Below are 26127 nucleotides of genomic sequence, written 5' to 3'. Positions count from 1 at the left end.
TAGCGCCTCCCGCTCATCGGGAGGCGCTACCGCTTATTTTTTCCGCACTCATTCGCTTCGTTTATCATTAATTGCCCACTCCGCGCTATGCTTAATGCCCCAGCCACCCTGTCTGGCGTAATGAAATGACCCAAGGATCCACCGATGTCCGTTTCGACCAATAATAGCGCCCGATTGCGCGATGAAGAGCGTGCACGCCTGATCTGGCTGCTCACCACCGATAAAGCCATTACCTCCTCACTGCTGAATAAATTGACCCTGGTCGAGCAGTTCGACAGCGGCGCGCTGGAAAATCAAATTGCCGAAGTTGGCGTACTGGTTGAACACCTGAAACCGGCCGATCTAGCTGATGCGCTGGAAGCCCTGCCTGCGGAAGAACGTCGCGCACTGTGGCTACTGATTGGCGACGACAAGCGTGGACAGGTTCTGCTTGAGGCGTCCGAAAACGTCTGGGACGATCTCATCGATCAGATGAGCGACAAGGCGCTGCTGGAAGCCATGAATACCCTTGATATCGATGAGCAAATTTATATTGTTCAGCATCTGCCGCGTAATCTGACGGGACGCCTGCTGGCGACGCTGTCGCCCGCGGAGCGGGCGCGTGTACGGCAGGTAATGAACTACGATCCCGGTAGCGTCGGCGCGATCATGGAGTTTGAAGTCATTACCGTGCGCCCGGAGGTGACGCTGGGTACGGTGCAGCGCTATCTGCGGCGGCTGGGTAAAATCCCGGAAAACACCGACAAGTTGTTTGTCACCGACAGGGAGAATACGCTGCTGGGCGAGCTGGAGTTAAAAACGATCCTTATCTCGCCTGCCAGCCTGAACGTCGGCGACGTGATGGAGCGCGATATTCTGGCTTTCCATCCTGAAGAGAATGCGGAAAAAGCGGCGCGAACCTTTGAGCGCGATAACCTGATAAGCGCCGCGCTGGTCGATCCCGACGGCAAGCTGATGGGGCGTATTACCATAGATGAAATCGTCGATGTTGTGTACCGCGAGACCGATAACGACCTGCGTCAGATGAGCGGGTTAAGCGGTGACGAAGACGTTTTTGCTCCGGTTCATAAAGCGGTAAAAACGCGCTGGGCGTGGCTTGCGGTCAATTTGTGCACCGCGTTTATCGCCTCGCGGGTGATTGATGGTTTTGAACATACCATTTCCCGGCTGGTGGCGCTGGCCTCTCTGATGCCGATTGTCGCGGGCATCGGTGGCAATACCGGTAACCAGACGATTACGATGATCGTCCGGGCGCTGGCCCTGCAATATATTCAGCCGGGCAATTTCTCTTTCTTGATCCTGCGTGAGATGGGCGTGGCGCTGATCAATGGCCTGGTCTGGGGCGGCATTATGGGCGGCGTGACCTGGGCGTTGTACGGCGATCCCGCACTGGGCGGCGTGATGATGCTGGCGATGGTGCTCAACCTGCTGGTCGCCGCGCTAATGGGCGTACTGATCCCGATGATAATGACCAAACTGGGCCATGACCCGGCGGTCGGCTCAAGCGTGATGATCACCGCGATTACCGACACCGGTGGCTTCTTTATTTTTCTTGGTCTGGCGACGCTTTTTCTGCTTTAAGCCGGTATTTTCGCTTAATGCGGTGCGGCATGATGGCCATGGTAATAACGCCTGCCAGTACGCCAATCGCCAGATTCCCCGTTGTCACCGTCGCGGCAACGGTAATCATCATCACCACGGTTTCCGGCCACGGTGCGCTTTTTAGCGTGGCGGGGCGGATACTGTGCCAGCTAAAGGTTTTTACCGCCACGATAACCATAATCCCGGCCAGCACGGCCATCGGGATTTTCGCCATCACCTCACTTAAGCCCGTGACCAGCAGCAGAAGCACCAGGCCGGCTGCCACGGTAGAAATGCGGCTGCGCGCGCGGCCCATCTCCACGTTAACGATGGTTTGTCCAATCATCGCACACCCGGCGATGCCGCCGTAAAAGCCTGCCAGAATGTTGGCGATGCCGAGGCCGGTGCTTTCCCGATGTTTATTCGAGGCGGTCGCGGTCAGGTCGTCTACCAGTTTTGCGGTCAGCAGGGATTCCATTAATCCCACGAAGGCGATGCTTAGCGCGCACGGCCAGATAATACTCAGGGTATGGAGATCCAGCGGCACCAGCAGTTCGCTAAAGCCCGGCATTCCGCCGCCCATCGACCCTTCATCGCCGACCGTAGGCATCAACTGGCCGGTAGTGATGGTAAAAATCGTCAACAGCACAATGGCAATGAGCGGGGAGGGGATGCTTTTCGTAAAACGCGGCACCCACAGCACAATCAATAGCGTCAGCACAAACAGACCGATCACCAGCGGGCTTCGGCTCCAGAAGTGCGGCACCTGGGCGAAGAAAATCAAAATGCCCAGCGCGTTTACAAAGCCGGTCATTACCGCCTGCGGAATAAAACGCATCAGACGTGCCATACCGCTCAGACCAAAAATGATTTGAATGATCCCGGCCAGCACCACGGCGGGGAGAATATAGGCCACGCCGTGCTGGTGAACCATTGGCCCGATCACCAGTGCCACGGAACCTGCCGCTGCGGTAACCATGGCCGGACGCCCGCCGAGCACCGACATCGCCAGGCATAATACCACTGAAGCGATCAGGCTCACTTTCGGGTCAACCCCGGCAATGACGGAGAAAGAGATGACTTCCGGGATCAGCGCCAGCGCGGTGATCACCCCGGCCAGTGATTCGCGCAGCAGCAGCGACGGCGAGCGTATTACGCTGCCAATTGCACCCTGACGGGCGGGCGATAAAGACGATTGAGTTTCAGACATACAGATCCGCAGGCAATAAGAGGGCTTCCATAACGATTATCAGGCGTCCGTGCGGAAAATCACAAAACGGAGAATAGTAACGGCTGGCACACCGCACGACCAGCACTTTTTATCGTTTGACTGCATCAATTATTAAACATTTTCATAACTCAAGCTAAAACAAAATTTAAACTTTAAACAATATTTAATTTTTCAGACGGCGGTGATAACGTGGAATACCCGAATCGTTTCACCTGCATCTGTCAGAACGTAAGTTCCGTAAGGCAATTATTACGATGAAAAGAAATACCGCCATCCCCCGAGCCGGGGAAAGGGAGCCGCGTGCCCGTGCTGGCGCGCATCGCCGTGAGCATGTTACCGATGTACTGTTAATTGGCGGTGGCATCATGAGCGCGACCCTCGGCACCTGTCTTCAGGAGCTGGAGCCAGCATGGTCCATCACTATGGTTGAGCGCATGGACGGTGTCGCTCAGGAGAGCTCTAACGGCTGGAATAATGCTGGTACCGGCCACTCGGCACTGATGGAACTGAACTATACGCCGCAACATTCGGATGGCTCGATCAGCATTGAGAAAGCCGTCGAAATCAACGAAGCTTTCCAGCTATCCCGCCAGTTCTGGGCGCATCAGGTCGAACGCGGCGTATTGCACCAGCCGCGCAGTTTTATCAACAGCGTGCCCCATATCAGTTTCGTCTGGGGCGAAGAGCACGTTAATTTCCTGCGAGCACGTTACAGGGCGCTTCAGCAAAGCACGCTGTTCCGCGACATGCGCTATTCAGAAGATCATCAGCAAATCAGAGCGTGGGCGCCGCTGGTGATGGAAGGGCGCGATCCACAGCAAAAGATCGCGGCAACGCGTACTGACAATGGCACCGACGTCAATTATGGCGAAATTACCCGTCAGTTTATCGCGGCGCTGCAAAAGCAGGATAACTTCACCCTGCAGCTTAATACCCAGGTACGCGGCTTTAAACGCAATGCGGATAACAGCTGGACGGTGCGGATGTCAGACGCCGATAACCCGAAAGCCAGCCGTCTGATCCGGGCCAAATTTATCTTTATCGGTGCGGGCGGTGCAGCGCTCAAATTACTGCAAAAAACGCGTATTCCACAGGCGAACGACTATGCCGGTTTCCCGGTAGGCGGTCAGTTTCTGGTCTGTGAAAATCCGCAGATTGCCCGGCATCATCTGGCGAAAGTGTATGGTCAGGCTTCTACCGGCGCGCCGCCGATGTCGGTTCCTCATATCGATACCCGCATTATTGACGGCAAGCGAGTGCTGCTGTTCGGTCCCTTCGCCACCTTTTCAACCCGCTTTCTGAAAAACGGTTCTCTCTGGGATCTGCTTAGCTCTACTAATGCCTCCAATCTGCTGCCGATGGTCAATGTCGGGCTGGATAATTTTGCGCTGGTGAAGTATCTGGTCGGCCAGGTTCTGCAAAAGGATGAGGACCGTTTTGCGGCATTACGCGCGTATTATCCGCAGGCTGAAAAAGCGGACTGGCGGCTATGGCAGGCCGGGCAGCGGGTGCAAATTATCAAACGTGATGCGCAAAAGGGCGGGGTGTTGCGGCTGGGGACCGAAGTGGTGTCTGATGACGAAGGAACCGTCGCGGCGCTGCTGGGCGCCTCACCCGGCGCGTCAACCGCCGCGCCGATTATGCTGCACCTGATGGAGAAGGTGTTCGCCCGGAAAATGGCATCGCCAGAATGGCAGGCCAAACTGAAACAGATTGTGCCTGGCTACGGAATGCCTCTCGACGGTCGTCCGGCCGCCATGCAGGAGATGATGGCATGGACCAGCAACGTGCTGGAACTGGACTATGCACCACCGCGCCAGCCGGATGCAGTACCGCAGCCGCAGAGTAAGCCGCAACCGGTAAGTATTGAACCGGTTGCCGACATCGCGCTGTGATCCACCGGGTAAGCGCGGCGAAGGCAACGCTTACTCGGCCACCAGCCACATATCGGCTTCATCGAACATTTCTTCCAGCATGCGGTTCAGTTTTTCCCGATCGCTCTTACTGGCGTCGCTGTTCAGCCCGTTGGCCTGCATCGGTTTAACCCGCACATCGGCGTCAGGAAAAATACGATGTACGCGACGCGTAAGTTCTTCAAGGATAATTTCCCGCGCGTTGGGAAGGCCAGCCACGTTACGTTTATCGTAAACCAGTTCTACAAACATTTTACCGCCTCTGGGACACTGTTTTTATGTACAGCAATTTACCAGCCGCAACGGGAAAGTACAGCGCTTTCGTGGGCTTTTTGTGCGCTCTGGCCAGCCAACGAAAAAACCAACCTTACGGCTGGTTTTTAACAGAGGCAATGATGCGCAAGTAAACGCGTAGCCCGCGTCATTCGCTGCTGCGGGTGTACGTGAAGGGATTATTTTACCAGCAGTGGGATCAGCGGACTCCCTTCCCGGATGAAGAGCGGGATAGTCTCCAGCCCGGCCGCTACCATGACGCGTTGTCCGCCCCGCAGACGCTCGCCCTGGAGATTGACCCAGTCGTGTCCGCCCGGCAGCCAGACCTCACGCTGCCGTTGACCGGCATACATGATCGGAGCGACCAGCAAATCGTCACCAAACAGATACTGATCTTCTGTTTGCCAGCTTTGCGGTTCGTCAGGGTAATGCCAGAACAGCGGACGCATCAGCGGATCGCCGTGACGGTGCGCGTTTTCATAAAGAGCGTCAATATATGGCCGCAACGTTTCCCGCACGCCGAGCCAGTGCTGCATAATGGCGAAGTTTTCCTCGCCGTAACTCCATAGCTCATTCGGCGAACCGCTGTCGCACTGCGGGATACCGTTGCGGTAGCTTTCCGGCGGCTGAACGCGCGGTTCGCGATAGCCGTGCATCCGAAGCACGGGGCAGAATACCGCCCACTGGAACCAGCGGATCAATAGTTCATGGAACGCCGCATCGTGAATATTCCCGCCCTGAAAACCGCCGATATCCGTTGTCCACCATGGAATACCCGCCAGCCCCATATTTAGTCCGGCAGCCAGCTGGTTACGGAAAGCATGGAAGGAGGAGTGAACATCGCCAGACCATGCCAGTACTCCGTAGCGCTGGCTGCCTGCCCAGCTACAGCGCACCAGATTAACGATCCCGCTTTCGCCTGCCTCTCTCAAGCCGTCATAAAATCCCTGGGCAAAATCACGCGGATAACGATTACCCACTTCCAGTACGGGGCCGGCATGATAGCGATAGTTATCAAAGTCGTAAGCCCGGTATTCCGGCTCTGCCTCATCCAGCCAGAACAGTTTAATGCCGAGGTCATAATAGTTCTTTTTCACGGTCTCCCAGACAAACTGGCGCGCCTGCGGATGGGTAGCATCAAAGAAGGTAGTGTTACCCATAAAGTCAAGATTGACCTGTACGCCGCGATCGCTGGTCACCAGCCAGCCTTTGGCTTTCATAGGGGGAAACAGAGGGCTACGGGCTTCCACCGTGGGCCAGACGGAGACCATCACTTTAATACCCAGCGACTCGAGCTCCTCTACCATCGCTTTGGGATCGGGCCAGTCAACCGGATCAAAGCACCAGGTCCCCTGATTCGGCCAGTGGAAAAAATCGATCACTATCACCGACAGCGGCAGATTACGGCGTCGGTATTCGCGGGCCACATCCAGCACTTCCTGCTGATTACGATAGCGCAGTTTGCACTGCCACAGGCCGCTTATAAAGTCGGGGGCATGGGGCGGCGTACCCGTTGCGCGGGCATATTGTCGGGTGATCTGCGCGACGTTATCCCCTGCGGTGATCCAGTAATCCATCTCCCCGGTAACGCGCGCTGTCCAGTGAGTGTGGTTTTTAGCGAAAACCGCCTCACCGATTGCCGGGTTGTTCCACAGCATGCCGTACCCGAGATTCGACTGGAGGAAGGGCACACTGGCCTGAGAATTACGCTGGGCCAGTTCCAGCGAGCATCCCTTGAGATCCAGCCAGGGCTGTTGATATTGCCCCATCCCGTACAGGCGTTCGCCATCGCGGGCTTCAAAACGTACCGTAAGCTGGTATTTTCCTCCAGGGAGAGGCTTAAATTCCCGGCCATCCAGTTTAAGCGCGCTGACATACTTATCCTGACTTTTTTCACTTGCACCAATACCTACGGTGGAACGCTGACGCCACATTTCCTCCAGCAGAAGTTCACCACGCTGGTTGTAAAACGCCAGTTGGCCTTTCAAATTTAGTACCGCGCAGATATTGCCATTCGTCAGCGTCAGGGTTTCTGCATCCTGCTGAATCTTCCCCTGGTATACCTCCGGAGGAAGCAGGGCATGCGCCGCATCGCTGAAGCCGGGGGCGCAGGTTGCCCGCACGCGCAGGCTATGTTCTCCCCACGGCTCAATGCGCAGAATGTGTCGTTCGAAGCGCCATTCTATCGCCCCATCTCGCTGAAGTAATTCGCTCATGGCTTCATTATCCTTTAACAATTGATTGAACTTTAGAGAGGTTGATCTCCTGCATGGTGTGATCATCAAGTCGGTACCAGCGCAGCGTCACAAAGGCGGCAAGCGACAGCAGTCCCGGAACCACGGTGAACAGTGCGACAATACAGTACATCGCCAGCGGCGCCTGTTCCGGGGCATTGGCAACGTATCCGCTAAAGCCCAGAGTCCAGCCAACAATTGCGCCGCTGAGCGCCATACCAAGCTTGAGTACGGCAAGAAAAGTAGAAAAGATGATGCCATCCATGCGCTTACCCTGACGCCATTCCCCGTAATCCGCGACGTCTGCCATCATTACCCACATCAGAGTGGTGGTAGCCTGATAAAGAGTAGAAACAATGAAGGTCATCGGTACCAGCAGGATGACGGATTTAGGGGCAAAGAACAGACCGATGCTGAGTACGCCCGCCAGCACGGAGCAGTAGCCAAACATTCTGACCTTATTAGCGTTGCGGGTCAGACGCTTAGCCAGCACGCTACCCGCTGCTTTACCCAGGATATGCGCGGCCAGCATCCACATAAAATACGCGGCGTTACCCAGATAATAGGTCACGAAATACATCATCGCGCCCAGGCGGATGACGCCGAAACCAATATTGGTTAATACCAGCACCGCCACCACGCGCCACTGATCGTTGCGCAATAAATCACGCAGCTCACTCAGATAATTGTTATGCGTCGCCGGGGCTTTGATCCGTTCCCGGGTGTTGGCGAAGCACACCCAGAACATGATAACCGCCACGCCTGCCATAATGGCCATTGCCCAGCGATATCCCGCCAGTTTATCGGCACCGCCAAGGTATTCCGCCAGCGGCATCATAAAGAATGTCGACAGCGCGCCGCCAAGGGTGGCAAGGAAGAAACGCCAGGATTGTAAAGCGATACGCTCATCGTTATCCGGAGTGATGACCGCGCCCATCGAGCAGTAGGGAATATTGATAGCGGTATACATCAACATCATGAAGGTATAGCTGACGCTGGCAAAGATCATTTTTCCCGTCATATCCAGCGACTCAGGAACAGCATAAGTTAACAGACAGCTTGCGCCGAAAGGCAGCGCCAGCCATAGCATCCAGGGGCGAAACTTGCCCCAGCGCGAGCGCGTTCTGTCCGCCATATAGCCCATCGCCGGGTCAATAATGGCGTCTGCGGTACGGGCAAGTAAAAACATGGTGCCGACAAACGCTGCAGGCAGGCCAACAACGTCGGTGTAATAGAACGTTAAAAAGATAATGACGTTGTCGAGACCGATATGGCTGGCCATATCCCCCAGTCCATAGCTGATTTTTTCTTTACGGGTAACCTTTGTAGTCGTCATGTCGCCTGCCTGGTTGAAATCAAACTTACCTGAAAGCAGCCTATAGTGTGGGCGAACAGAAAGGTTAAACAATTGTGATATTTGGTATTACAGTTATGTAAAATGCTTAATGTGATACCGGTAACAAAATACGGCGTACATTAAGTGATTCATTTGACGGGGCTATTTATTTGCACAACGGCGAGGGCGTGAAGACGAGACGCGGTGGAGATAAAGGTGTGCTGAGGTAAGAGACAGGCAGGCATAAAAAAACCAACCTTGCGGTTGGTTTTTTTAAGGGATTTTTTGGTCGGCACGAGAGGATTTGAACCTCCGACCCCCGACACCCCATGACGGTGCGCTACCAGGCTGCGCTACGTGCCGATTTGTGGGCCTAATAGTACCGCTTTCTTCAGCGATTGCAAGCTGCCGATTTGCTGACTGATTTATAATTAATCAATCAGTTAGCGACAAAGCGTTTTTCATCCGTCAGAACCTGGAGCAGTAAACTCATCTGCGGTTTGCGATCGCGTATTTTGTCGCCGTGGGCATTCCAGGTTTTGTAATCACCGTTATGCCCCAGCACCACGGTTTCCTGCGGCGTGGTGATAGCCAGCGTATTGCCGCTGGCCGCCGTCACCCAGTTATAGCGACGGGTAACGCTGAACAGGTCCTGGCCCTGAGAATATTCATTGGCAGGCGTTGTTACCCGCAGCAGCCGCTGCATCAGGGTCGCCATCACGTCTTTATGATCGGTGAGGCTGTTGATGCGCTGCGCAGGCGTTCCCGGCCAGTGAATAACCAGCGGCACCTGAAGCCGGGCGCGAGACCAGTCAAATTCCTCGCGCTGTTTATCCAGCGGAACGCCGCGACCTGCGGTGATAATCACTACCGTGTTGTCCAGCTTGCCGGAGGCTTTTAGCGCATCCAGCACGCGGGAAATCTGTGCGTCAACATCCGCCGCCGCACGCGTGTAACGACGGGTAAAGGCTTGCTGATTGCTCTCATCGACGTTGGTGCCATTAAGGGCTATCCACGAGAACCAGCGGTTATCTTCCTGCGCGTAGCGATCGAGCCAGTTAATCCACTGGTTCGCCGTTTGCGCATCGGACTGCGTCCGGGCAGGCGGCAGAGAGAAATCAGAGAGCAGCGCCTGACGATAAAGCGGGCTGCTAAAGCCGTCGGAGGAGAACAGCCCCAGTTGATAGCCCTGCTGATTCAGCGCCGTCACCAGCGCGGCGGGAATGCGCGACGACAGCACGCCATCCATATAGCCCGGTGAAATACCGTAAAAGAGACCGAAAATGCCGTTGTCGGTGCTGTTACCCGAACTCATATGCTGGGTAAAGTTGATATTCTGCCGGGCAAAGCTGGCCAGCCCCGGCATCTGTTGTTCATAACGGGAATAGTTCAGGCCATCAACGGTGATCAGCAGCACGTTCTGGCCGGTTCCCATATCGCGGTAGTGCAGATCGCTTAGCGGATACTGAACGGAGACCGCCTCCGGATCGCCTTGCTCAATCAGCCGGCGCTGGTAATCCTGCGCGTCCAGCAGGCCATGTTTTTCGAGGAACCGGCGAGCGGTCATCGGATAGGAGAGCGGCAGGTTGGCGCGCTGCATGGTAATCGGGCGATAGAAATTGGCATCGGCCCAGATATAGATGCTGTGCGAGGCAATAAAGGCGATAAAGAACAGCGCTACCACTGGCCTTGCGTAGCGACGACGGCGCGTCAGGCTGCGCAACTTCTGCCAGCTCCAGGTAGCAAACAGCATCTCGATAAGCAAAATGACCGGCACGCTGATAAACATTAATTGCCAGTCGCGCGCGGTTTCATTTTGATCGGGATTAAACACCAGTTCCCAGACGATGCGGTTAAGGTGCAGGTGGAAGCGGGTAAACACTTCGCTATCAATCAGCAGAAGCGTCATTCCGCAAGTGGCAAGAATGGCGGAAATAAACCGCATCAGCCGCTGCGACATCACAAAAAAGGTGAGCGGGAACAGGATCAGCAGATAGGTGGCGAACACCAGGAAGCTGAAATGCCCAACGATACTCAGGTACGAATAAACGCGTCCCGGCAGTGTTGTCGGCCAGTCGGCGACAAAAAGATAGCGGCTACCGATCGCCGTTGCCAACAAAATGTTGAACAGGGCAAACCAGTGCCCCCAGCTAACCATCTGGGAGACTTTTTCACGGTAGCGCTGACGATGAGTCACCATATGCAGTCGTTCGTTTTCCTTAGTGCGCCTGTTCGTCGCTTACCGAGGATTGCAGCGCCTGGGCAAAAGAACGGGCGATAGCCTGACGCTGAGCCGGTGCGATGCTGGTATTAATCAGATTCGTCACCATGTTCCCCAGCACCATCAATGAAAGATCGGTGGGGGTTTTGTGTTTTTCTAATACATTGACCAGCTCGCTCAGCAGTTGTTCAACGTGTTCATCACTATAGCGGGAGTGTTGTGGCATAAATCAAAATCAGTCTGTTCATGAAAGGGCAACATATTACCGTAGCAACAGCTTTTTTTCCCCTTTTTTTCACCTTACACTGTGAGGCCACCGACGGTGGTTGATTACCGTTCGGTCCAAAAGGAGAGTTTACCATGAGTCTGGATATCAACCAGATTGCCCTGCATCAGTTAATCAAGCGTGATGAACAAAGCCTGGAACTGGTGCTGCGCGATTCATTGCTGGAGCCAACGGCCCCCGTCGAAGAGATGATGGCCGAGCTGCACCGGGTTTACAGCGCCAAAAACAAAGCCTACGGCCTGTTTAGCGAAGAAAGCGAGCTGGCGCAGGCGCTGCGTCTGCAACGTCAGGGCGAGGAAGACTTCCTGGCTTTCAGCCGGGCGGCAACCGGGCGACTGCGCGATGAGCTGGCGAAATATCCGTTTGCTGACGGCGGTATCGTCCTGTTCTGCCATTACCGTTATCTGGCGGTGGAATATCTGTTGGTGGCGGTGCTGAACAACTTAAGCAGCATGCGGGTGAACGAAAATCTGGATATCAGTTCTATTCACTATCTGGATATTAACCATGCGGATATCGTTGCCCGTATTGATTTGACCGAGTGGGAAACCAACCCGGAATCCACGCGCTACCTGACGTTCCTCAAAGGGCGGGTAGGGCGCAAGGTCGCCGATTTCTTTATGGATTTCCTTGGTGCCAGTGAAGGGCTGAATGCCAAAGCGCAAAACCGTGGCCTGTTGCAGGCGGTTGACGACTTTACCGCCGAGGCGCAACTGGATAAGTCAGAACGCCAGACGGTGCGCCAGCAGGTGTACGATTACTGTAGCGAGCAGCTTCAGGCAGGGGAGGAAATTGCCCTGGAGTCGCTGTCGAAAGAGCTTTCCAGCGTCAGCGAAGTGAGCTTCAGCGAGTTTACCGCCGAGAAAGGTTATGAGCTGGAAGAGCATTTTCCGGCAGACCGTAGCACCCTGCGGCAGTTAACCAAATACGCCGGTAGCGGCGGTGGATTAACCATCAACTTTGACGCCTTGCTGCTTGGCGAGCGCATTTTCTGGGATCCGGCTACCGATACGCTAACCATTAAAGGCACGCCACCGAACCTGCGCGATCAGCTTCAGCGCCGCACTTCCGGCGGTAAATAAGATTTAGCGCATAAAAAAACCCCGCCGGAGCGGGGTTCTTCTTAACTTGTCAGCGATTACGCGCGAACGAAGTCGATGTGAGACAGTTTCGGCTTGAACGGGTGACGCTGTACAGCCTGAACTTTCACGTTTACTTCTTTGCCATCGATAACCAGAGTCTGCACTTCGCTGTAGAATTCAGCTTTAGCTTGCAGGTTCATCACTTTGTCGTGATCCAGTTCGATAGCGATCGGAGCTTCAGTTCCACCGTAAACGATAGCCGGGAACTTGTTAGCTGCGCGCAGGCGGCGGCTCGCACCCTTACCCTGCTCTTTACGTACTTCTGCGTTGATAGTAGACATTAATTTCTCTCTTCAATAAATCCTGCTACAGGCGACCCAGTAACAGGTAAGCGATCTGCTTTGCGTGTGCAAAAGCGGGCGGTATTCTATACCCGTACGTCCGTAACAGCAATGAAAAGCGCGCCTAACCGCGCAATTCATTGGCGCGGCGGTAACGTCCGGCGTAATCAAACAGTTTTTCGCGCACCTGCCAGTACTGACCTTTCTTACGCGCGACTACAAAATCGGGATGGCGCAGCAACGGCTGTTGCGCCACGATATCGGCGGCGGTGATCCAGCGTAATGGCACGCCGGGCGTGCGCGTATGCGGACGAATAAACAGCTGTTCAAAGGCGGTTCGCTGCGCAGGCGTTTGCAGACGGAACCGCTCGCTGACGTCGGCTCCATCCTCATCGTAGTAGGTAATTTTCAGCCATTCGCCTTTCTCATCGGCCCCGTGTTGCAGGGTCATGCCGCCGCAGCGCAAGACCAGCGCATCTTTTAACTTCAGCGCCGCCTTCAGCATGTCATCGGGATCGACCAGCACCGTATCGCACTCACGACAGCGGCGGGCAGCGATATCATTCTCCGCGTTACACTGCGGGCAATTTTTGAAACGAAAGCGGTAATCGCACTGTTCGCGATGCCCTTCATCATCTTCAAACCAGCCCTGACAGCGGCGGCCGAAGTGCTCAATCAGCGTGCCGTCGGCGGTGGTTTTCCCCCAGAACGTGTTGGCAAAGCCGCAGGCTGGACAAAACACCTGCACCGGGACGTTATCGCTTTTGCCTTTCGGCGCTCCCACCTCAGGAGCGTACAAATCATGTGGATTGCCCGCGTAGTCGAGGATCAGGCAATCGGTTTTACCCGGCGACAGACGCAATCCGCGTCCAACAATTTGCTGATACAGGCTGACGGACTCGGTAGGGCGCAAAATGGCAATCAAATCGACGTGCGGCGCGTCGAATCCGGTCGTCAGTACCGACACATTGACCAGATATCGAAACTGTTGGGCTTTAAAGGCGCTAATCAATTCATCACGCTGTGCGCCCGGGGTTTCACCGGTAATCAGCGCCGCTTCGCTGGCTGGCAGCAGGCCGACAATTTCCCGCGCGTGCTCCACGGTGGCGGCAAAAATCATCACGCCTTTGCGCGTCGCGGCGAACTCGATAATCTGGCTGATGATATGTGGCGTAACGCGCTGCTGTTTTTTTAGCTCGCGGTTAAGATCCGCCTCGCTAAATAGGCCGTTACTTTGGGCCTGAAGGCGGCTGAAATCATACTGGACCACCGGCATATCCAGCCGCTCCGGCGGCGTCAGGTAGCCGTGTTTAATCATATAGCGCAGCGGCAGTTCATAAATACAGTCGCGAAACAGCGCTTTTTCATCGCCGCGCACCATGCCGTGATAGTGAAAACGATAAATCCAGCCTTTGCCGAGACGAAAAGGTGTTGCGGTCAACCCCAGCAGCCGCAGACGAGGGTTGGCGGCGGATAAATGCGCCAGAATTTGCTGATACTGGCTGTCCGTATCGTCGCTGATCCGGTGGCATTCATCGACGATCAGCAGGGAAAATTCACCCTGGAACGCCTCCAGATTACGTGCCACCGACTGCACGCTGCCGAAAACTACTTTGCCGTGGCTCTCTTTACGCTTCAGGCCCGCCGCGAAAATATCCGCCTCCAGCCCCAGCGCCAGGTATTTGGCGTGATTTTGCTCGACCAGTTCTTTGACGTGAGCCAGCACCAGCACGCGCCCACGCGCCACCCTTGCCAGCTCGGCAATGACCAGGCTTTTTCCGGCCCCCGTGGGCAACACGATAACGGCCGGTTCCTGATGCTGGCGGAAATGGGCGAGGGTGGCATCCACCGCTTCCCGTTGATAAGGGCGAAGAGTAAAGGTCATATTCATCTTAAATAGTATGCCGTGGTGCTTTTTCCCTTGAGCGGCAGTCACAGGCCGCTATACTGTGAGGTGCAGAACCGCTTCTTTTTTTCGGACAACGTTGTCCGACTCCAGGCATAATTACAGGCAAAAATAATTCATGCGACTTGATAAATTTATCGCTCAGCAGCTTGGCGTAAGCCGTGCTATTGCCGGGCGTGAAATTCGTGCCAACCGTGTCACGGTGGATGACGAAATAGTAAGGGACAGCGCCTTTAAACTTCAACCGGAACATGCGATCGCCTATGACGGCAATCCGCTTGCCCAGCAGCACGGTCCGCGCTATTTCATGCTCAACAAACCGCAGGGCTACGTCTGCTCGACTGACGATCCGGATCATCCGACAGTACTTTACTTTCTCGACGAACCGGTGGCGTACAAGCTGCATGCCGCAGGACGCCTGGATATCGACACCACCGGGCTGGTGCTGATGACCGACGATGGCCAGTGGTCGCATCGTATCACTTCTCCGCGCCATCACTGCGAAAAAACCTATCTTGTCACTCTGGAATCGCCGGTGACGGAAGATACCGCTGAACAGTTCGCGCGTGGCGTACAGCTCCACAATGAAAAAGATCTGACGAAGCCCGCCACGCTTGAGGTGATCACTCCGACCGAAGTGCGTTTGACTATCAGCGAAGGCCGCTACCATCAGGTAAAACGCATGTTTGCTGCCGTGGGCAATCATGTAGTTGGCCTGCATCGTGAGCGCATCGGCGGAATTGTGCTGGATGCGGATCTGGCGCCGGGCGAATACCGGGCGCTGACGGAAGAAGAAATTGCCAGTCCTGGCACGCCGTAATATGAATAACAGGAGTTAAGGGTGACGACAAAGCAGCGCTCCTCGCTGGGTATCGTGTTTATTCTTGGCCTGCTGGCCATGCTGATGCCGCTTTCGATTGATATGTATTTGCCTGCGTTGCCGGTTATTTCCGCGCAGTTCGGCGTGCCTGCCGGCAGTGCGCAGATGACGCTCAGCACCTATATCCTTGGCTTTGCCCTCGGTCAGCTCCTGTACGGGCCGATGGCGGACAGCCTTGGACGTAAGCCGGTGATCCTTGGCGGTACGCTGGTGTTTGCGGCCGCGGCCGCGGCATGTGCTCTTTCGCAAACCATTGACTACCTGATTGTGATGCGCTTCTTTCACGGGCTGGCCGCGGCGGCGGCAAGCGTGGTGATTAACGCTCTGATGCGCGATATTTATCCGAAAGAAGAATTTTCGCGCATGATGTCGTTCGTGATGCTGGTTACGACTATCGCCCCGCTGGTGGCACCGATGGTCGGCGGCGCGGTACTCATCTGGTTTAGCTGGCACACAATATTCTGGATCCTCGCGGTTGCCGCGCTGCTGGCCTCAGCGATGATTTTCTTTTTCATCGACGAGACGCTGCCAGTTGAACGGCGACAGAAATTCCGCCTTCGTACAACGGGCGGTAATTTTGCCTCGCTGTTTCGGCATAAACGCGTGCTGAGCTATATGCTGGCAAGCGGCTTCAGCTTCGCCGGAATGTTCTCGTTTTTGAGCGCGGGGCCGTTTGTTTACATCGAACTAAATCATGTTCCACCGCAGCACTTCGGCTATTACTTTGCCCTGAATATCGTTTTCCTGTTTGCACTGACCATCGTAAACAGCCGATTTGTCCGGCGGGTAGGGGCGCTGAATATGTTCCGCGCCGGGCTGTGGGTTCAGTTTGCCACCGCAGTATGGCTGGTGGTGTGCGGGCTTTTCGATGTCGGCTTCTGGTCGATGGTGGTGGGCGTTGCGGCGTTTGTCGGCTGCGTATCACTGGTGTCCTCCAACGCGATGGCGGTCATTCTGGATGAGTTTCCGCATATGGCGGGTACGGCGTCTTCCCTGGCAGGCACCTTCCGTTTTGGCATCGGCGCGATTGTCGGTGCGCTGCTGTCGCTGGCGACGTTTAGCACCGCCTGGCCGATGATTCTGTCAATCGCCTTGTGTGCGACCAGCTCGATTCTGTTCTGTTTGTACGCCAGCCGCAGTAAAAAATCCGCACGCTAATCTGCATTCTCGGGGGCATTATGGTCCCCGAACCCGCCTCTTTCCCATGAAATGTTTGTTTTTTGTAAAAACATCTCATGTAAAAAGTCACGCCAATGTTGTTAAAAAGGTTGTTTTAGATCACAAAAAGGGGTACATATAGCGCCAAAAGGCTCCTGTAACGCCAATCACTTCCGTGCTGGCCGAGCCTCAGAATCCTTACTGGTTGTGAATGAAAGCGTTTTCTTCAGGATGCACGACGAATTGTCAACCATGTGTTAATATTGATGTGAATCAATTGTTAATTTTACTGCTTCCGGGGACCAAAAAGTGACTCATCAACAACTCTCCATCGTACACCGTTTGCCGCAGAGCTATCGCTGGCTGTCCGGATTTGCGGGTTCAAGAGTTGAACCGATTCCGCAAAGTACGCCTGCCTGTGAAAACTGCCTGGTCGCACTGAAGCTTTTGAGTCCGGACGGTGATAACGCCTGGCCGGTGATGCACACCCTGAGTCAGGCATTAAGCGATATTGAAGTCGACTGCTCCGTCCTGGAGTGTGAGGGTGAACCGTGTCTGTTTGTGAACCGACAAGATGAGTTTGCCGCCACCTGCCGGTTAAAAAATTTCGGGGTGGCGATTGCCGAGCCGTTTTCAGGCCATAATCCTTTCTGACCGTCAGCTTAAGGTTAATAGCTGGCGGGTATAGTCCTGCTGAGGATCGGTAAATACGCGTCCGCACTCGCCTTGCTCCACCACTTCCCCCTGTCGCAGTACGATCACCTGATGGCACAGCGAACGCACGACGTGCAAATCGTGGCTGATAAAGATATAGGCCAGACGATGCTTCTCCTGTAACGACTTCAGCAGCGCAAGGATTTGCGCCTGTACGGTGCGATCCAGTGATGACGTCGGTTCGTCCAGGATAATCAACTCCGGTTTCAAAATCAGCGCGCGCGCAATGGCAATACGCTGGCGCTGCCCGCCTGAAAAGGCCGCCGGATAACGATGGCGCATCTCCGCGTCCAGTCCCACCTCCTCTAATACCGCAATGACCTGCTTTTCACGCTCCTGAGCGCTGAGGGTTGGCTGATGCACGCGCAGCCCTTCTTCCACAATTTGCAGCACGTTGAGGCGCGGGTTCAACGACGAGTTAGGATCCTGGAATACCACCTGAATACGATGGCGCACCGGTAACAGCTGTTTACGGCTTAATCCGTCCAGCGGCTGACCATCAAACTGGATACGCCCTTTTGAGGCGATGAGCCTCAGTAGCGCCATCCCGGTGGTACTTTTTCCCGAGCCGGATTCGCCAACCAGCCCCAGCGCCTCACCGGGACGCAGGGTAAAACTCAGGTTCTTCACTACGCGGTTATGATCGACGACGCGTCGCAGCAGGCCTTTGCGCACCGGAAATTCAACGCACAGATCCTCTACCTGTAGCAGAGGCGTGGATTCTGGCGGCAGAGGCACCGGATCGCCTGACGGTTCGCTATTCAACAGACGCTGCGTATAAGGATGTGCGGGTGCAGAAAAGAGCGTGACGGCGCGGTTTTGCTCCACGCAGCGACCGTTTTGCATGACTGCGACGTTATCCGCCAGCTTGCGCACGATGCTCAGATTATGGGTAATAAACAGCAGACCCATATTCAGCTCCTGGCGTAATTCACGCAGCAGTTGCAGGATTTGCGCCTGTACTGACACGTCCAGCGCCGTAGTCGGTTCGTCGGCGATCAGCAACTCCGGGCGTGTTAATAACGCCATGGCAATCATGACCCGCTGACGTTCGCCGCCGGATAGCTGATGCGGATAATCGGCAAGACGACGGGCGGCGTTGCGAATGCCGACCCGGTCCAGACAGGTAAGAATTTCTGCCCGTGCCGCTTCCCGGCGCATCCCGCGATGCAGCGATAAAACCTCATAAAGCTGCTTCTCAAGGGTATGCAGCGGGTTGAGCGAAACCATAGGCTCCTGGAATATCATGGCGATGCGATTGCCACGAATGCCGCGCAGGGTCCGCTCGTCAGCGTGCAGTAACGACTGACCGTGAAAACGGATATCGCCTTCCGGCCAGCTTACCGGCGGGGAAGGAAGCAGACGCAGTATTGACAGGGCCGACACCGTTTTCCCGGAACCTGATTCGCCAACCAGCGCCAGCGTTTCGCCCGCTTCCACCAGAAGCGACAACTCACTGACCACGGTGCGGGTTTCACCCTGTTGCGTAAAGGCAACGGAAAGCCGGTCGATGGCTAATAGTGGATGCGTCATCTTATACCGCCTTATTAGGATCGAAGGCGTCGCGCACGGCTTCGCCGATGAAAATCAGCAGCGACAGCAAAATGGCTATCGATAAAAAGGCAGTAATGCCGAGCCACGGAGCCTGTAAATTATTCTTGCCCTGTAAAAGCAGTTCGCCCAGCGACGGCGATCCCAGCGGCAGACCAAAACCGAGGAAATCCAGCGAGGTCAGCGTGGTGACCGAGCTGCATAAAATAAACGGCAGAAAAGTGAGGGTAGCGACCATTGCGTTGGGCAGCATATGACGGAAAATAATCGCGCTATCGCTGACGCCCATCGCCTGCGCCGCGCGAATATAGTCATAGTTACGGGTGCGTAAAAACTCCGCGCGCACCACGCCGACCAGCGCCATCCAGCCAAACAGAACGGTGATCCCGAGCAGCCACCAGAAATTGGGCTGAATGACACTGGAAAGCAGGATGATCAAAAACAGCGTCGGCATTCCCGACCACACTTCGATGATCCGCTGGCCCCAGAGGTCGATTTTTCCACCGTAATAACCCTGAATGGCTCCCGCCACTACGCCCAGCACGCTGGTACACAGGGTCAGCATCAAACCAAACAGCAGCGAGATCCGCGATCCGTAGAGAATACGCGCCAGCACGTCCCCCCCATTGGCGTCAGTTCCCAGCCAGTTTAGTGCTGAAGGCGGCGCGGGAAAGGGTTTATCGCTGGAGAAATTGATGCTGTTAGCCCCAAAACGAACAGGCGCCCACAGCACCCAGCCATGATCGGCCAGCTGTTTTTGTAGCCACGGATCCTGATAATCCGCCGCGGTGGTAAACGGTCCGCCAAAATCACGTTCGCTGTAGTTTTTCAGCACCGGCACGTACAGGCTTCCCTGATACTGCACCAGCAGCGGCTTATCGTTGGCAATTATTTCTGATAACAGGCAGCAGATAAAAATCACCATGAAGATCCACAGCGACCAGTAGCCACGACGATTATGGCGAAAACGCGCCCAGCGGGCCTGATTGATGGAATTTACCTGACGCATCAGCGGCCCTCAAAATCAATACGCGGATCGACAAACGTATAGGTGATATCGCTCAAAATGTTCAGCAGCAGCCCGACCAGGGTAAAGATATACAGGGTGCCGAACATCACCGGATAATCACGGGAAATCGTCGATTCATAACCCAACAGTCCCAGCCCGTTCAGGGAGAACATCACCTCAATTAACAGTGAGCCGGTAAAAAACATGCTGATAAACGTGGCCGGGAATCCGGCGATCACCAGCAGCATGGCGTTGCGAAAGACGTGTCCCCAGAGAATGTTTTTCTCGCTGACACCTTTTGCCCGCGCGGTGACCACGTATTGTTTGCGGATCTCATCGAGAAACGAATTTTTGGTCAGCATCGTCAGCGCGGCGAAACCACCTATCACCGTTGCCAGCACGGGCAGGGTGATATGCCACAGATAGTCGGTGATTTTTTGATACCAGGGCAGGGTATCGAAGTTAGCCGACACCAGGCCACGTAGCGGGAAAATATCGTAATAGCTGCCGCCTGCGAAGAAAACGATCATCAGGATAGCAAACAGAAATGCCGGAATTGCATAGCCGATAATAATAAACGCGCTGCTCCAGGTATCAAAGCGGCTGCCGTTTTGCACCGCTTTACGTATGCCAAGCGGTATCGACACCAGATAAATGATGAGCGTGCTCCATAGCCCAAGGGTAATTGATACCGGCAGGCTCTGCTTGATGAGATCTAATACCGATGCGCTGCGAAACAGGCTGTCGCCGAAATCAAAGCGCACGTAGTCCCACAGCATTTTAAAATAGCGCTCGTGCAGGGGTTTATCGAAGCCATAGCGACGGGTGATTTCGGCGATGACTTCCGGATCGAGACCGCGTCCGCCGCGGTAATGGCTTTCGCTCAGATTACCGACGCCGGGCCGTGCATGCGATGTGCCGAGGCCGCCGCCGCCCGCACCCGGTAAACCGGCAGACTGGCCCATTTCAATGGTGGCAATCGCCTGATCGACCGGACCGCCGGGGGCCACCTGGACAATAAAAAAGTTGATGGTGATAATCGCCCACAGGGTCGGGATCACCAGTAATAAGCGGCGAAGTAAATAAGCGCCCATGCCTGCTCCTTAACGTCTGGCTGCGGGTAATTTTGCCGCTTTGTTAACATCGTACCACCAGTTATCGAAACCGACAGAGTAGAGCGGTCGCGTAGCCGGATGTGAAAATTTATCCCAGTAGGCCAGTCGGTCTTTCGCCATATACCACATCGGCAGCATATAGTAATTCCAGGTTAACACCCGATCCAGCGCGCGTCCGAGAGGCAATAGTTTCTCTTTGTTTCCCTGCTCGCGAATAATCTGTGCGATTAACGCGTCAATCACCGGGCTCTTCACCCCCGGCGCGTTATAGCTGGAGTTGATATAGTCTGAAGCCCAGGAAATCTGCAAATCAGAACTTGGCCACGGCATCGCCTGTACTACGCGAGGCATCATGTCATAGTCGCGGCTGCGCAAGCGGCTGGTGAGCTGGGAGTTGTCGATCTGGCGAATATCCATCGTCACGCCAATACGCGCCAGGTTGTGTTTAAACGCCAGCACCCATTGATCGTTGCCGCCGGAAGGCAACAGCAGCTCGAAGCGCAGCGGTTTACCGGTTTGGCTACTCACCCGTTGCTGACCTTTCATCACCCATCCCGCCTGGGTTAACAGATCGCTGGCTTTTAGCAGATTATCGCGGTCGTAGCCATCCGCATTAGATTTCGGCGGCTGATAAACAGAGGTAAATACTTCCGGAGGCAGATCTTTTTTCAGCGGTGCCAGCAGCGTCAGCTCATCCGCATCCGGATAGTGGCGCGCGGCATACTCGGTATTGAGGAAATAGCTGTCAGTCCGGGAGTAGGCGTTGTAAAACAGCGTCTTGTTCATCCATTCAAAATCAAACGCCAGCGTAATGGCTTCGCGTACTTTTCTGTCGCTGAACACCGGACGCTGAATATTAAAGGCCAGCCAGCGGGCGTCCTGAGCGGCATCGCTTTCCAGCTCTTCTTTCACAATCTGGTGGTTGGCGAAATTCTTGCCGATGTAGCGGGTAGCCCAGTTTTTGGCGCTGCCTTCGGTACGAAAATCAAACGCGCCCGCTTTGAATGCTTCAAAAGCGACGTTGTCATCGAGATAGTAATCGTAGCGGATGGTATCGAAATTCCAGCGTCCGCGGTTAACCGGAAGATCCGCGGCCCAGTAATCTTTCACCCGCGAATAGGTAACATATTGCCCCATTCGCCAGGCGCTGATTTTATACGGGCCGCTGGCCAGCGGCGGCTGTGAGAGCGGTTCGCTCAGCTTGTGATTACGCCAGAATTTCTCCGGCATGACCGGCAGAGAGAAAAGGCTCAGCATATTTTCTTTACCCGGCTGAGCAAGTTCGATACGCACGGTCAGAGGCGCGATGGCTTTAAACGTTGTTCCTTTATAGATCAGGCGAAACTGCGGCACGCCTTCGGTCATAAACTTGTTAAACGTAAAGACAACATCCTGTGCCGTCACGGGCGTGCCGTCGTGAAACCGGGCACGCGGATTAATGCTCAGCTCAACCCACGAATAGTCGTCGGCATAGCGCGCCGATTCGGCCACCAGCGGATAATAGCTTCCTGGCTCATCATCGGACGTGGTGAACAGCGTGTCGTAGAGCGCACCCGTCCGCTCCGCCGGATTGCCGCGCATCGCAAATCGGTTGAAGTTATCGAAAGTGCCAATCGCCGCCATCGTTACCGCGCCGCCTTTCGGTGCTGCGGGATTGACATAATCAAAGTGCGTAAAATTGACGGCGTATTTGGGCTCGCCGATGACTGCAAACGCAGTATTCTCTTTGATGGTTTGCGCCTGGGCTATGCAGCTAAATAGCGCGATGAGCAAAAAAACGAGGCGTACTAACATACCTGAACGGCCATCCTTTACGTGAACAGTTTCATATGAACTGAGCTATTGTCCCTGAATAGTAATAGACGTCTGAGAAGATCGGAAATATTTTGCAGGCTCGTCGTGCGCAGCGACCAGTTGCTTCAGGGGCAATGGCCGGCTGATCCAGTAACCCTGAAGGTAATTCACTCCGCGTTCGCATAGCCAGTCGGCCTGTTCCGCCGTCTCAACGCCTTCTGCGACAGTGGTAAGATCCATTCGCTTAGCCAGCAATAATACCGCATCCATTACCGGTGAGGTTACGGTTTCTGTGCCAATGGCAGCAATGAATCCCCGGTCGATTTTCAGATAATCAAAACGAAAACGCTCCAGATAAATCAACGCGCTATGGCCGGTGCCAAAGTCATCAATGGCAATGAGATGCCCCTCTTCATGCAGCCAGTCGAAGAGTTGGGTGGCGACTTTCTCGTTGAGCATGTCGCGTTCGGTCATTTCCAGGACCAGTTGAAAATGGGCGGCAGGCAGAGCATCGACAAAAGAGCGTATATCCTGACGGAAGCCGTCAGCATGCAGATGCCCCGGCGCAATATTGACGCCCAGCTTCGAGCCTGCAGGAAGCACTTTTTGCAGGGTGGGGGCATCATGAATAATCAGGTTAAATAAGTGCTGGGTTAACGGCACAATCAGGTTTTGTGTCTCCGCGAAATGAATAAATACATCAGGCGGGATCTCCCCGGCGTCAGGATGCTTCCAGCGCATCAACGCCTCAACACCTGCAATTTCCATCGTGCGGGTATCAACGACCGGCTGATAAACCACGTAAAACTGATTGTGCTTAATCGCCGCGAGCAGCTCTTTTCCGGGATGTCGGCGCAGCGTCATAATATAAAAACAGAGCACGCTGGAAATAAACACGCTCATCAACGCCAGTAACAGAGTGAATTGCAGGTTTTCCTTCGGCCAGGCGCTGGCATACAGATATACCTCAAGCGGCACCCCATTGAGCTTCACCTGGCGTACAGGAGGCTGAGCTAATTGTAGTGGGTTGACCAGTTGATGAGAAAAGGAAGAGATAGCACGATTATCAAACCCCAGCGCAATGCCCGAGAAATCATCGTGTCTTGAGGGATAGAGTAGCAGCGGAGTTAAATTAGCGTTCAACGAGGCGAAAACTCCCCGGTCTTGCTGCCGGGGATCGCGTACCCATAACGCAATCGCCGTCTTGTCCGGCATCATTGGCGTGCCCGCCAGCACCGCAATATCAATGGGTTTACGGACATCTATCTCAGGTACCAGTTGGTTAAGCGGCGTGGTCATTGGCCCGGTAGCGGAGGAGCAGACCGCGCGGCCACGATCTACCAGTAAAAAGGCGCGGACATTGAGCGTAAAAGCAGCCCGGGTCGTTAATTCTGAGGCGATATCAGCACAGGGATACTCGGCCAGCGGCTGTAAAGAATCAATGGTGGTGCGCAGTTCGCTAAAGGCGTTGTTCAGATAGTATTGTAGATGGCGGGTAATGTTATCGAATCGCGTTTCCCGTTCGTGGTAAATCACCGCAAAATGCGTGCAGCCCACCAGTAAGCCAATCAGCAGGCCAGACAGGACGCTGATCAATGCTGGTTTACGGCCGGTCGAGAAATTGTGGGTCAGCATAGATTAGGCTATCCGTGACGGTAGGGCGATGGTTCCGCAAGTGGAATGCACTAAGCATAGTTTAGTCACTATGCCATCAGGATAAAGGTAAAAAAAAACACTGCATGCGCAGTGTTTTTTTCGTCCTGTTGTCAGCCAAGGGAAAACCGACAACAGAAAACATTAAGAACGACTCAGGACACGGCGCGCTTCGTTATAACGCTTCTTCCAGTAAGGCTCGTCCATGCTGGAGATGGTCACACCGCTGCTGGTAGAGGCATGAACGAACTGGTTGTTGCCGATATAAATACCGACGTGACGTCCTGTAGAGCCTGCACGGAACAGCACCAGATCGCCAGTCCGCAAATGGCTGCGGGAGACAGATTTACCCATTTCCTGCTGCTCGTAAGTGGAGCGGGGGAGGTCCATGCCAAACTGTTCACGGAAAGTACGCTGTACGAAGCCGGAGCAATCAATGCCTTTTTTCGTACTGCCGCCAAGGCGATAGCGAACGCCTTTCCAGCTTGCGTATTGATCCATCAGGCGCGATTTAACATCGAGGTTACGCACCATGGATTCAAATTCATCCTGAGAGGCTTGCAGTGAAGAGGTGTCTTCGACCACAGCATGCGTCTCAGGATGCATATTCTTTGCGGTATTCGTTGTACTACATGCAGAAAGTAAAGCTGCGACAGCTAGCGCGGGGATAGCCCGCCAGATGTATCTCAAAATCGGCTGAGATGTGACCATGTTGTTTGTTTTCCCTTGAAGTCCTTAACGAAGAAATCGTTATAAAAATGCCAACCGTGACGAGACTAATTACCTGCGCACAACGAGACAATTCTTTCTATTCAAATTTGTGCTGAAACGCACAAATTTATTCAAATTGAGAATAATTTATCTCTGAGAGGCAAAACGTAAACGAGAGTACCCTATCACCACCCGCATTGCGAGCGCTTTTCTGTGTTTTTTTATAAGAAAAAGTGATACAGAAAGTTAAAAAAGTGAAGTGGCTAAAAAGCATCCCGTTTTAGATAAAAAATTATCAATTCATTCACTTACGTCGTTCTGAGTATGACAAGGTGATGACAAAACATAAGGCGCTCCAGAAAAGTGTTAAAAAAACAGCAAAACGATAATGTATAGCCAGCATTAATTGTGGTTATTTATTTGTTAATTTTTTGTTTATTTTTGCCGGGCAAATAACGATCCATAAAGCAAATCATTTTATCGCTCATCGGTGTTAACAGGATCCACGGCAGACCAATGAGAACCGATGTGAGAGAGCCAATAACAATATCAGTCAGCCAGTGAGCGCCGATCATCACGCGTGGAAAGGCAAATACGACAAATATCACGAGTGCCAGCAGAAAGGTCCTGCGACCAAAATAACGCCACATAAACGCGCAGAAAATAAGCAGCATCATGCCGTGATCGCCGGGGAAGCTGTCTTTGGACGCATCTTTTGTTGGGATATGCAGCAGGTCGCTGACCCGAAGCGCGTCGCTAAAAAACAGCGTTGGGCTGGCGCGCTTGACCGGCATTAATGCCTGGGCAAACTGGTTAACGATGATAGCGGTCAACAACATCACCAGACCGATGATAACGATTCGCCGACGCCCGGCGGGATCGCTCTTTAGCCAGAACCGTAACATCAGCGCCCCCATGGCCAACAGGGAGCAGGCATCAAAAGCACGATTATTGGTGATGGCCAGAAACCAGACGAACGCGCGATGCCCGGCCAGCAGCGGGTTAAAAAAATGAAAAATGGAAGTATCCAGCGTAAACCACATTCCATGGTTTTCCGGCATATACCAGCAGAGGAAGAGCGCAAATCCCGCCGCGTTGAGCAGCAGGATCCGGGAAAGTTGAATTTTCATTAAAAAAG

Annotated in this window: 21 protein-coding genes and 1 tRNA gene; 6 read left to right on the top strand and 16 right to left on the bottom strand. The window is 54.2% G+C overall.

The window, feature by feature from the left end:
- Positions 1 to 144: 144 nt before the first annotated feature.
- Positions 145 to 1581, top strand: a complete 1437-nt coding sequence (mgtE, locus tag P0H77_RS14595; RefSeq protein ID WP_276157570.1) for a magnesium transporter — start codon at positions 145 to 147, stop codon at positions 1579 to 1581.
- On the opposite strand, the gene P0H77_RS14590 is transcribed toward mgtE, so the two are convergent.
- Positions 1544 to 2791: a SulP family inorganic anion transporter gene (locus P0H77_RS14590; protein WP_276157569.1), complete on the bottom strand. Its 1248-nt coding sequence runs from the start codon at positions 2789 to 2791 to the stop codon at positions 1544 to 1546. The genes mgtE and P0H77_RS14590 overlap by 38 nt on opposite strands.
- Positions 2792 to 3066: 275 nt before the next feature.
- On the opposite strand from P0H77_RS14590, the gene mqo reads away from it, so the two are divergent.
- Positions 3067 to 4707: a malate dehydrogenase (quinone) gene (gene mqo / locus P0H77_RS14585; RefSeq protein ID WP_346429438.1), complete on the top strand. Its 1641-nt coding sequence runs from the start codon at positions 3067 to 3069 to the stop codon at positions 4705 to 4707.
- 30 nt (positions 4708 to 4737) lie between these two features.
- Here the strand turns inward: mqo and P0H77_RS14580 are convergent, their stop codons facing one another.
- From P0H77_RS14580 to P0H77_RS14555, 6 genes are all read right to left on the bottom strand, one after another.
- The gene (locus P0H77_RS14580) at positions 4738 to 4977 is read right to left on the bottom strand and encodes a DinI family protein (protein ID WP_276157568.1); all 240 of its coding nucleotides are present in this window, start codon (positions 4975 to 4977) and stop codon (positions 4738 to 4740) included.
- A gap of 200 nt (positions 4978 to 5177) precedes the next feature.
- Positions 5178 to 7214 (bottom strand): TIM-barrel domain-containing protein, encoded by a 2037-nt coding sequence (locus tag P0H77_RS14575; protein ID WP_276157567.1) that lies wholly within the window; start codon positions 7212 to 7214, stop codon positions 5178 to 5180.
- A 7-nt stretch (positions 7215 to 7221) separates the two neighbouring features.
- Entirely contained in the window at positions 7222 to 8568 is a 1347-nt protein-coding gene (locus tag P0H77_RS14570; RefSeq protein ID WP_276157566.1) for a glycoside-pentoside-hexuronide (GPH):cation symporter, read from the bottom strand.
- A gap of 286 nt (positions 8569 to 8854) precedes the next feature.
- A tRNA-Pro gene (locus P0H77_RS14565) sits at positions 8855 to 8931 on the bottom strand.
- 76 nt (positions 8932 to 9007) lie between these two features.
- A complete protein-coding gene (gene yejM, locus P0H77_RS14560) occupies positions 9008 to 10768 on the bottom strand; it encodes an LPS biosynthesis-modulating metalloenzyme YejM (RefSeq protein ID WP_276157565.1) in 1761 nt (586 codons plus the stop codon).
- A 19-nt stretch (positions 10769 to 10787) separates the two neighbouring features.
- Complete coding sequence (locus P0H77_RS14555) at positions 10788 to 11015, bottom strand: YejL family protein (protein ID WP_176919011.1); 228 nt, start codon at positions 11013 to 11015, stop codon at positions 10788 to 10790.
- A gap of 134 nt (positions 11016 to 11149) precedes the next feature.
- Between P0H77_RS14555 and yejK the strand changes: the two genes are divergently transcribed.
- On the top strand, positions 11150 to 12157 hold the full coding sequence (yejK, locus tag P0H77_RS14550; protein ID WP_276157564.1) for a nucleoid-associated protein YejK: 1008 nt from the start codon (positions 11150 to 11152) through the stop codon (positions 12155 to 12157).
- A 56-nt stretch (positions 12158 to 12213) separates the two neighbouring features.
- Here yejK and rplY read toward each other — a convergent pair whose 3' ends face one another.
- A complete protein-coding gene (rplY, locus tag P0H77_RS14545; protein WP_103674319.1) occupies positions 12214 to 12498 on the bottom strand; it encodes a 50S ribosomal protein L25 in 285 nt (94 codons plus the stop codon).
- 124 nt (positions 12499 to 12622) lie between these two features.
- Positions 12623 to 14383 carry a DEAD/DEAH box helicase gene (locus P0H77_RS14540; RefSeq protein ID WP_276157563.1) on the bottom strand — a complete coding sequence of 587 codons (1761 nt, stop codon included), beginning with the start codon at positions 14381 to 14383 and terminating at the stop codon, positions 12623 to 12625.
- A gap of 139 nt (positions 14384 to 14522) precedes the next feature.
- Here P0H77_RS14540 and rsuA point away from each other — a divergent pair, with 139 nt between their 5' ends.
- The 3 genes from rsuA to P0H77_RS14525 all read left to right on the top strand — a co-directional run bounded on the left by rsuA (position 14523) and on the right by P0H77_RS14525 (position 17096).
- Entirely contained in the window at positions 14523 to 15224 is a 702-nt protein-coding gene (gene rsuA / locus P0H77_RS14535) for a 16S rRNA pseudouridine(516) synthase RsuA (protein ID WP_276157562.1), read from the top strand.
- A gap of 21 nt (positions 15225 to 15245) precedes the next feature.
- A complete protein-coding gene (locus P0H77_RS14530; RefSeq protein ID WP_276157561.1) occupies positions 15246 to 16442 on the top strand; it encodes a Bcr/CflA family multidrug efflux MFS transporter in 1197 nt (398 codons plus the stop codon).
- 309 nt (positions 16443 to 16751) lie between these two features.
- Positions 16752 to 17096, top strand: coding sequence for a YejG family protein (locus P0H77_RS14525; RefSeq protein WP_276157560.1), 345 nt, complete (start codon positions 16752 to 16754; stop codon positions 17094 to 17096).
- 3 nt (positions 17097 to 17099) lie between these two features.
- On the opposite strand, the gene yejF is transcribed toward P0H77_RS14525, so the two are convergent.
- The 7 genes from yejF to P0H77_RS14490 form a co-directional block, all read right to left on the bottom strand.
- A complete protein-coding gene (gene yejF, locus P0H77_RS14520) occupies positions 17100 to 18689 on the bottom strand; it encodes a microcin C ABC transporter ATP-binding protein YejF (RefSeq protein ID WP_276157559.1) in 1590 nt (529 codons plus the stop codon).
- A 1-nt stretch (position 18690) separates the two neighbouring features.
- The gene (locus tag P0H77_RS14515; RefSeq protein WP_276157558.1) at positions 18691 to 19716 is read right to left on the bottom strand and encodes a microcin C ABC transporter permease; all 1026 of its coding nucleotides are present in this window, start codon (positions 19714 to 19716) and stop codon (positions 18691 to 18693) included.
- Entirely contained in the window at positions 19716 to 20810 is a 1095-nt protein-coding gene (locus tag P0H77_RS14510; RefSeq protein WP_276157557.1) for a microcin C ABC transporter permease YejB, read from the bottom strand. The genes P0H77_RS14515 and P0H77_RS14510 overlap by 1 nt, the downstream gene beginning before the upstream one ends.
- A 9-nt stretch (positions 20811 to 20819) precedes the next feature.
- Positions 20820 to 22625 carry an extracellular solute-binding protein gene (locus tag P0H77_RS14505; protein WP_276157556.1) on the bottom strand — a complete coding sequence of 602 codons (1806 nt, stop codon included), beginning with the start codon at positions 22623 to 22625 and terminating at the stop codon, positions 20820 to 20822.
- A 45-nt stretch (positions 22626 to 22670) separates the two neighbouring features.
- A complete protein-coding gene (locus P0H77_RS14500; protein ID WP_276157555.1) occupies positions 22671 to 24260 on the bottom strand; it encodes a cyclic di-GMP phosphodiesterase in 1590 nt (529 codons plus the stop codon).
- Positions 24261 to 24422: 162 nt separating this feature from the next.
- Positions 24423 to 24989, bottom strand: a complete 567-nt coding sequence (mepS, locus tag P0H77_RS14495) for a bifunctional murein DD-endopeptidase/murein LD-carboxypeptidase (RefSeq protein ID WP_276157554.1) — start codon at positions 24987 to 24989, stop codon at positions 24423 to 24425.
- Between the two features lie 416 nt (positions 24990 to 25405).
- Positions 25406 to 26119 (bottom strand): phosphatase PAP2 family protein, encoded by a 714-nt coding sequence (locus P0H77_RS14490; RefSeq protein ID WP_276157553.1) that lies wholly within the window; start codon positions 26117 to 26119, stop codon positions 25406 to 25408.
- Positions 26120 to 26127 lie beyond the last annotated feature (8 nt).

The organism is Superficieibacter sp. HKU1 (genome assembly GCF_029319185.1).
Taxonomy (GTDB): domain Bacteria; phylum Pseudomonadota; class Gammaproteobacteria; order Enterobacterales; family Enterobacteriaceae; genus Superficieibacter.
The sequence above is the reverse complement of the archived record's forward strand: the minus strand, read 5'-3'. Positions and strand labels throughout refer to the sequence as shown.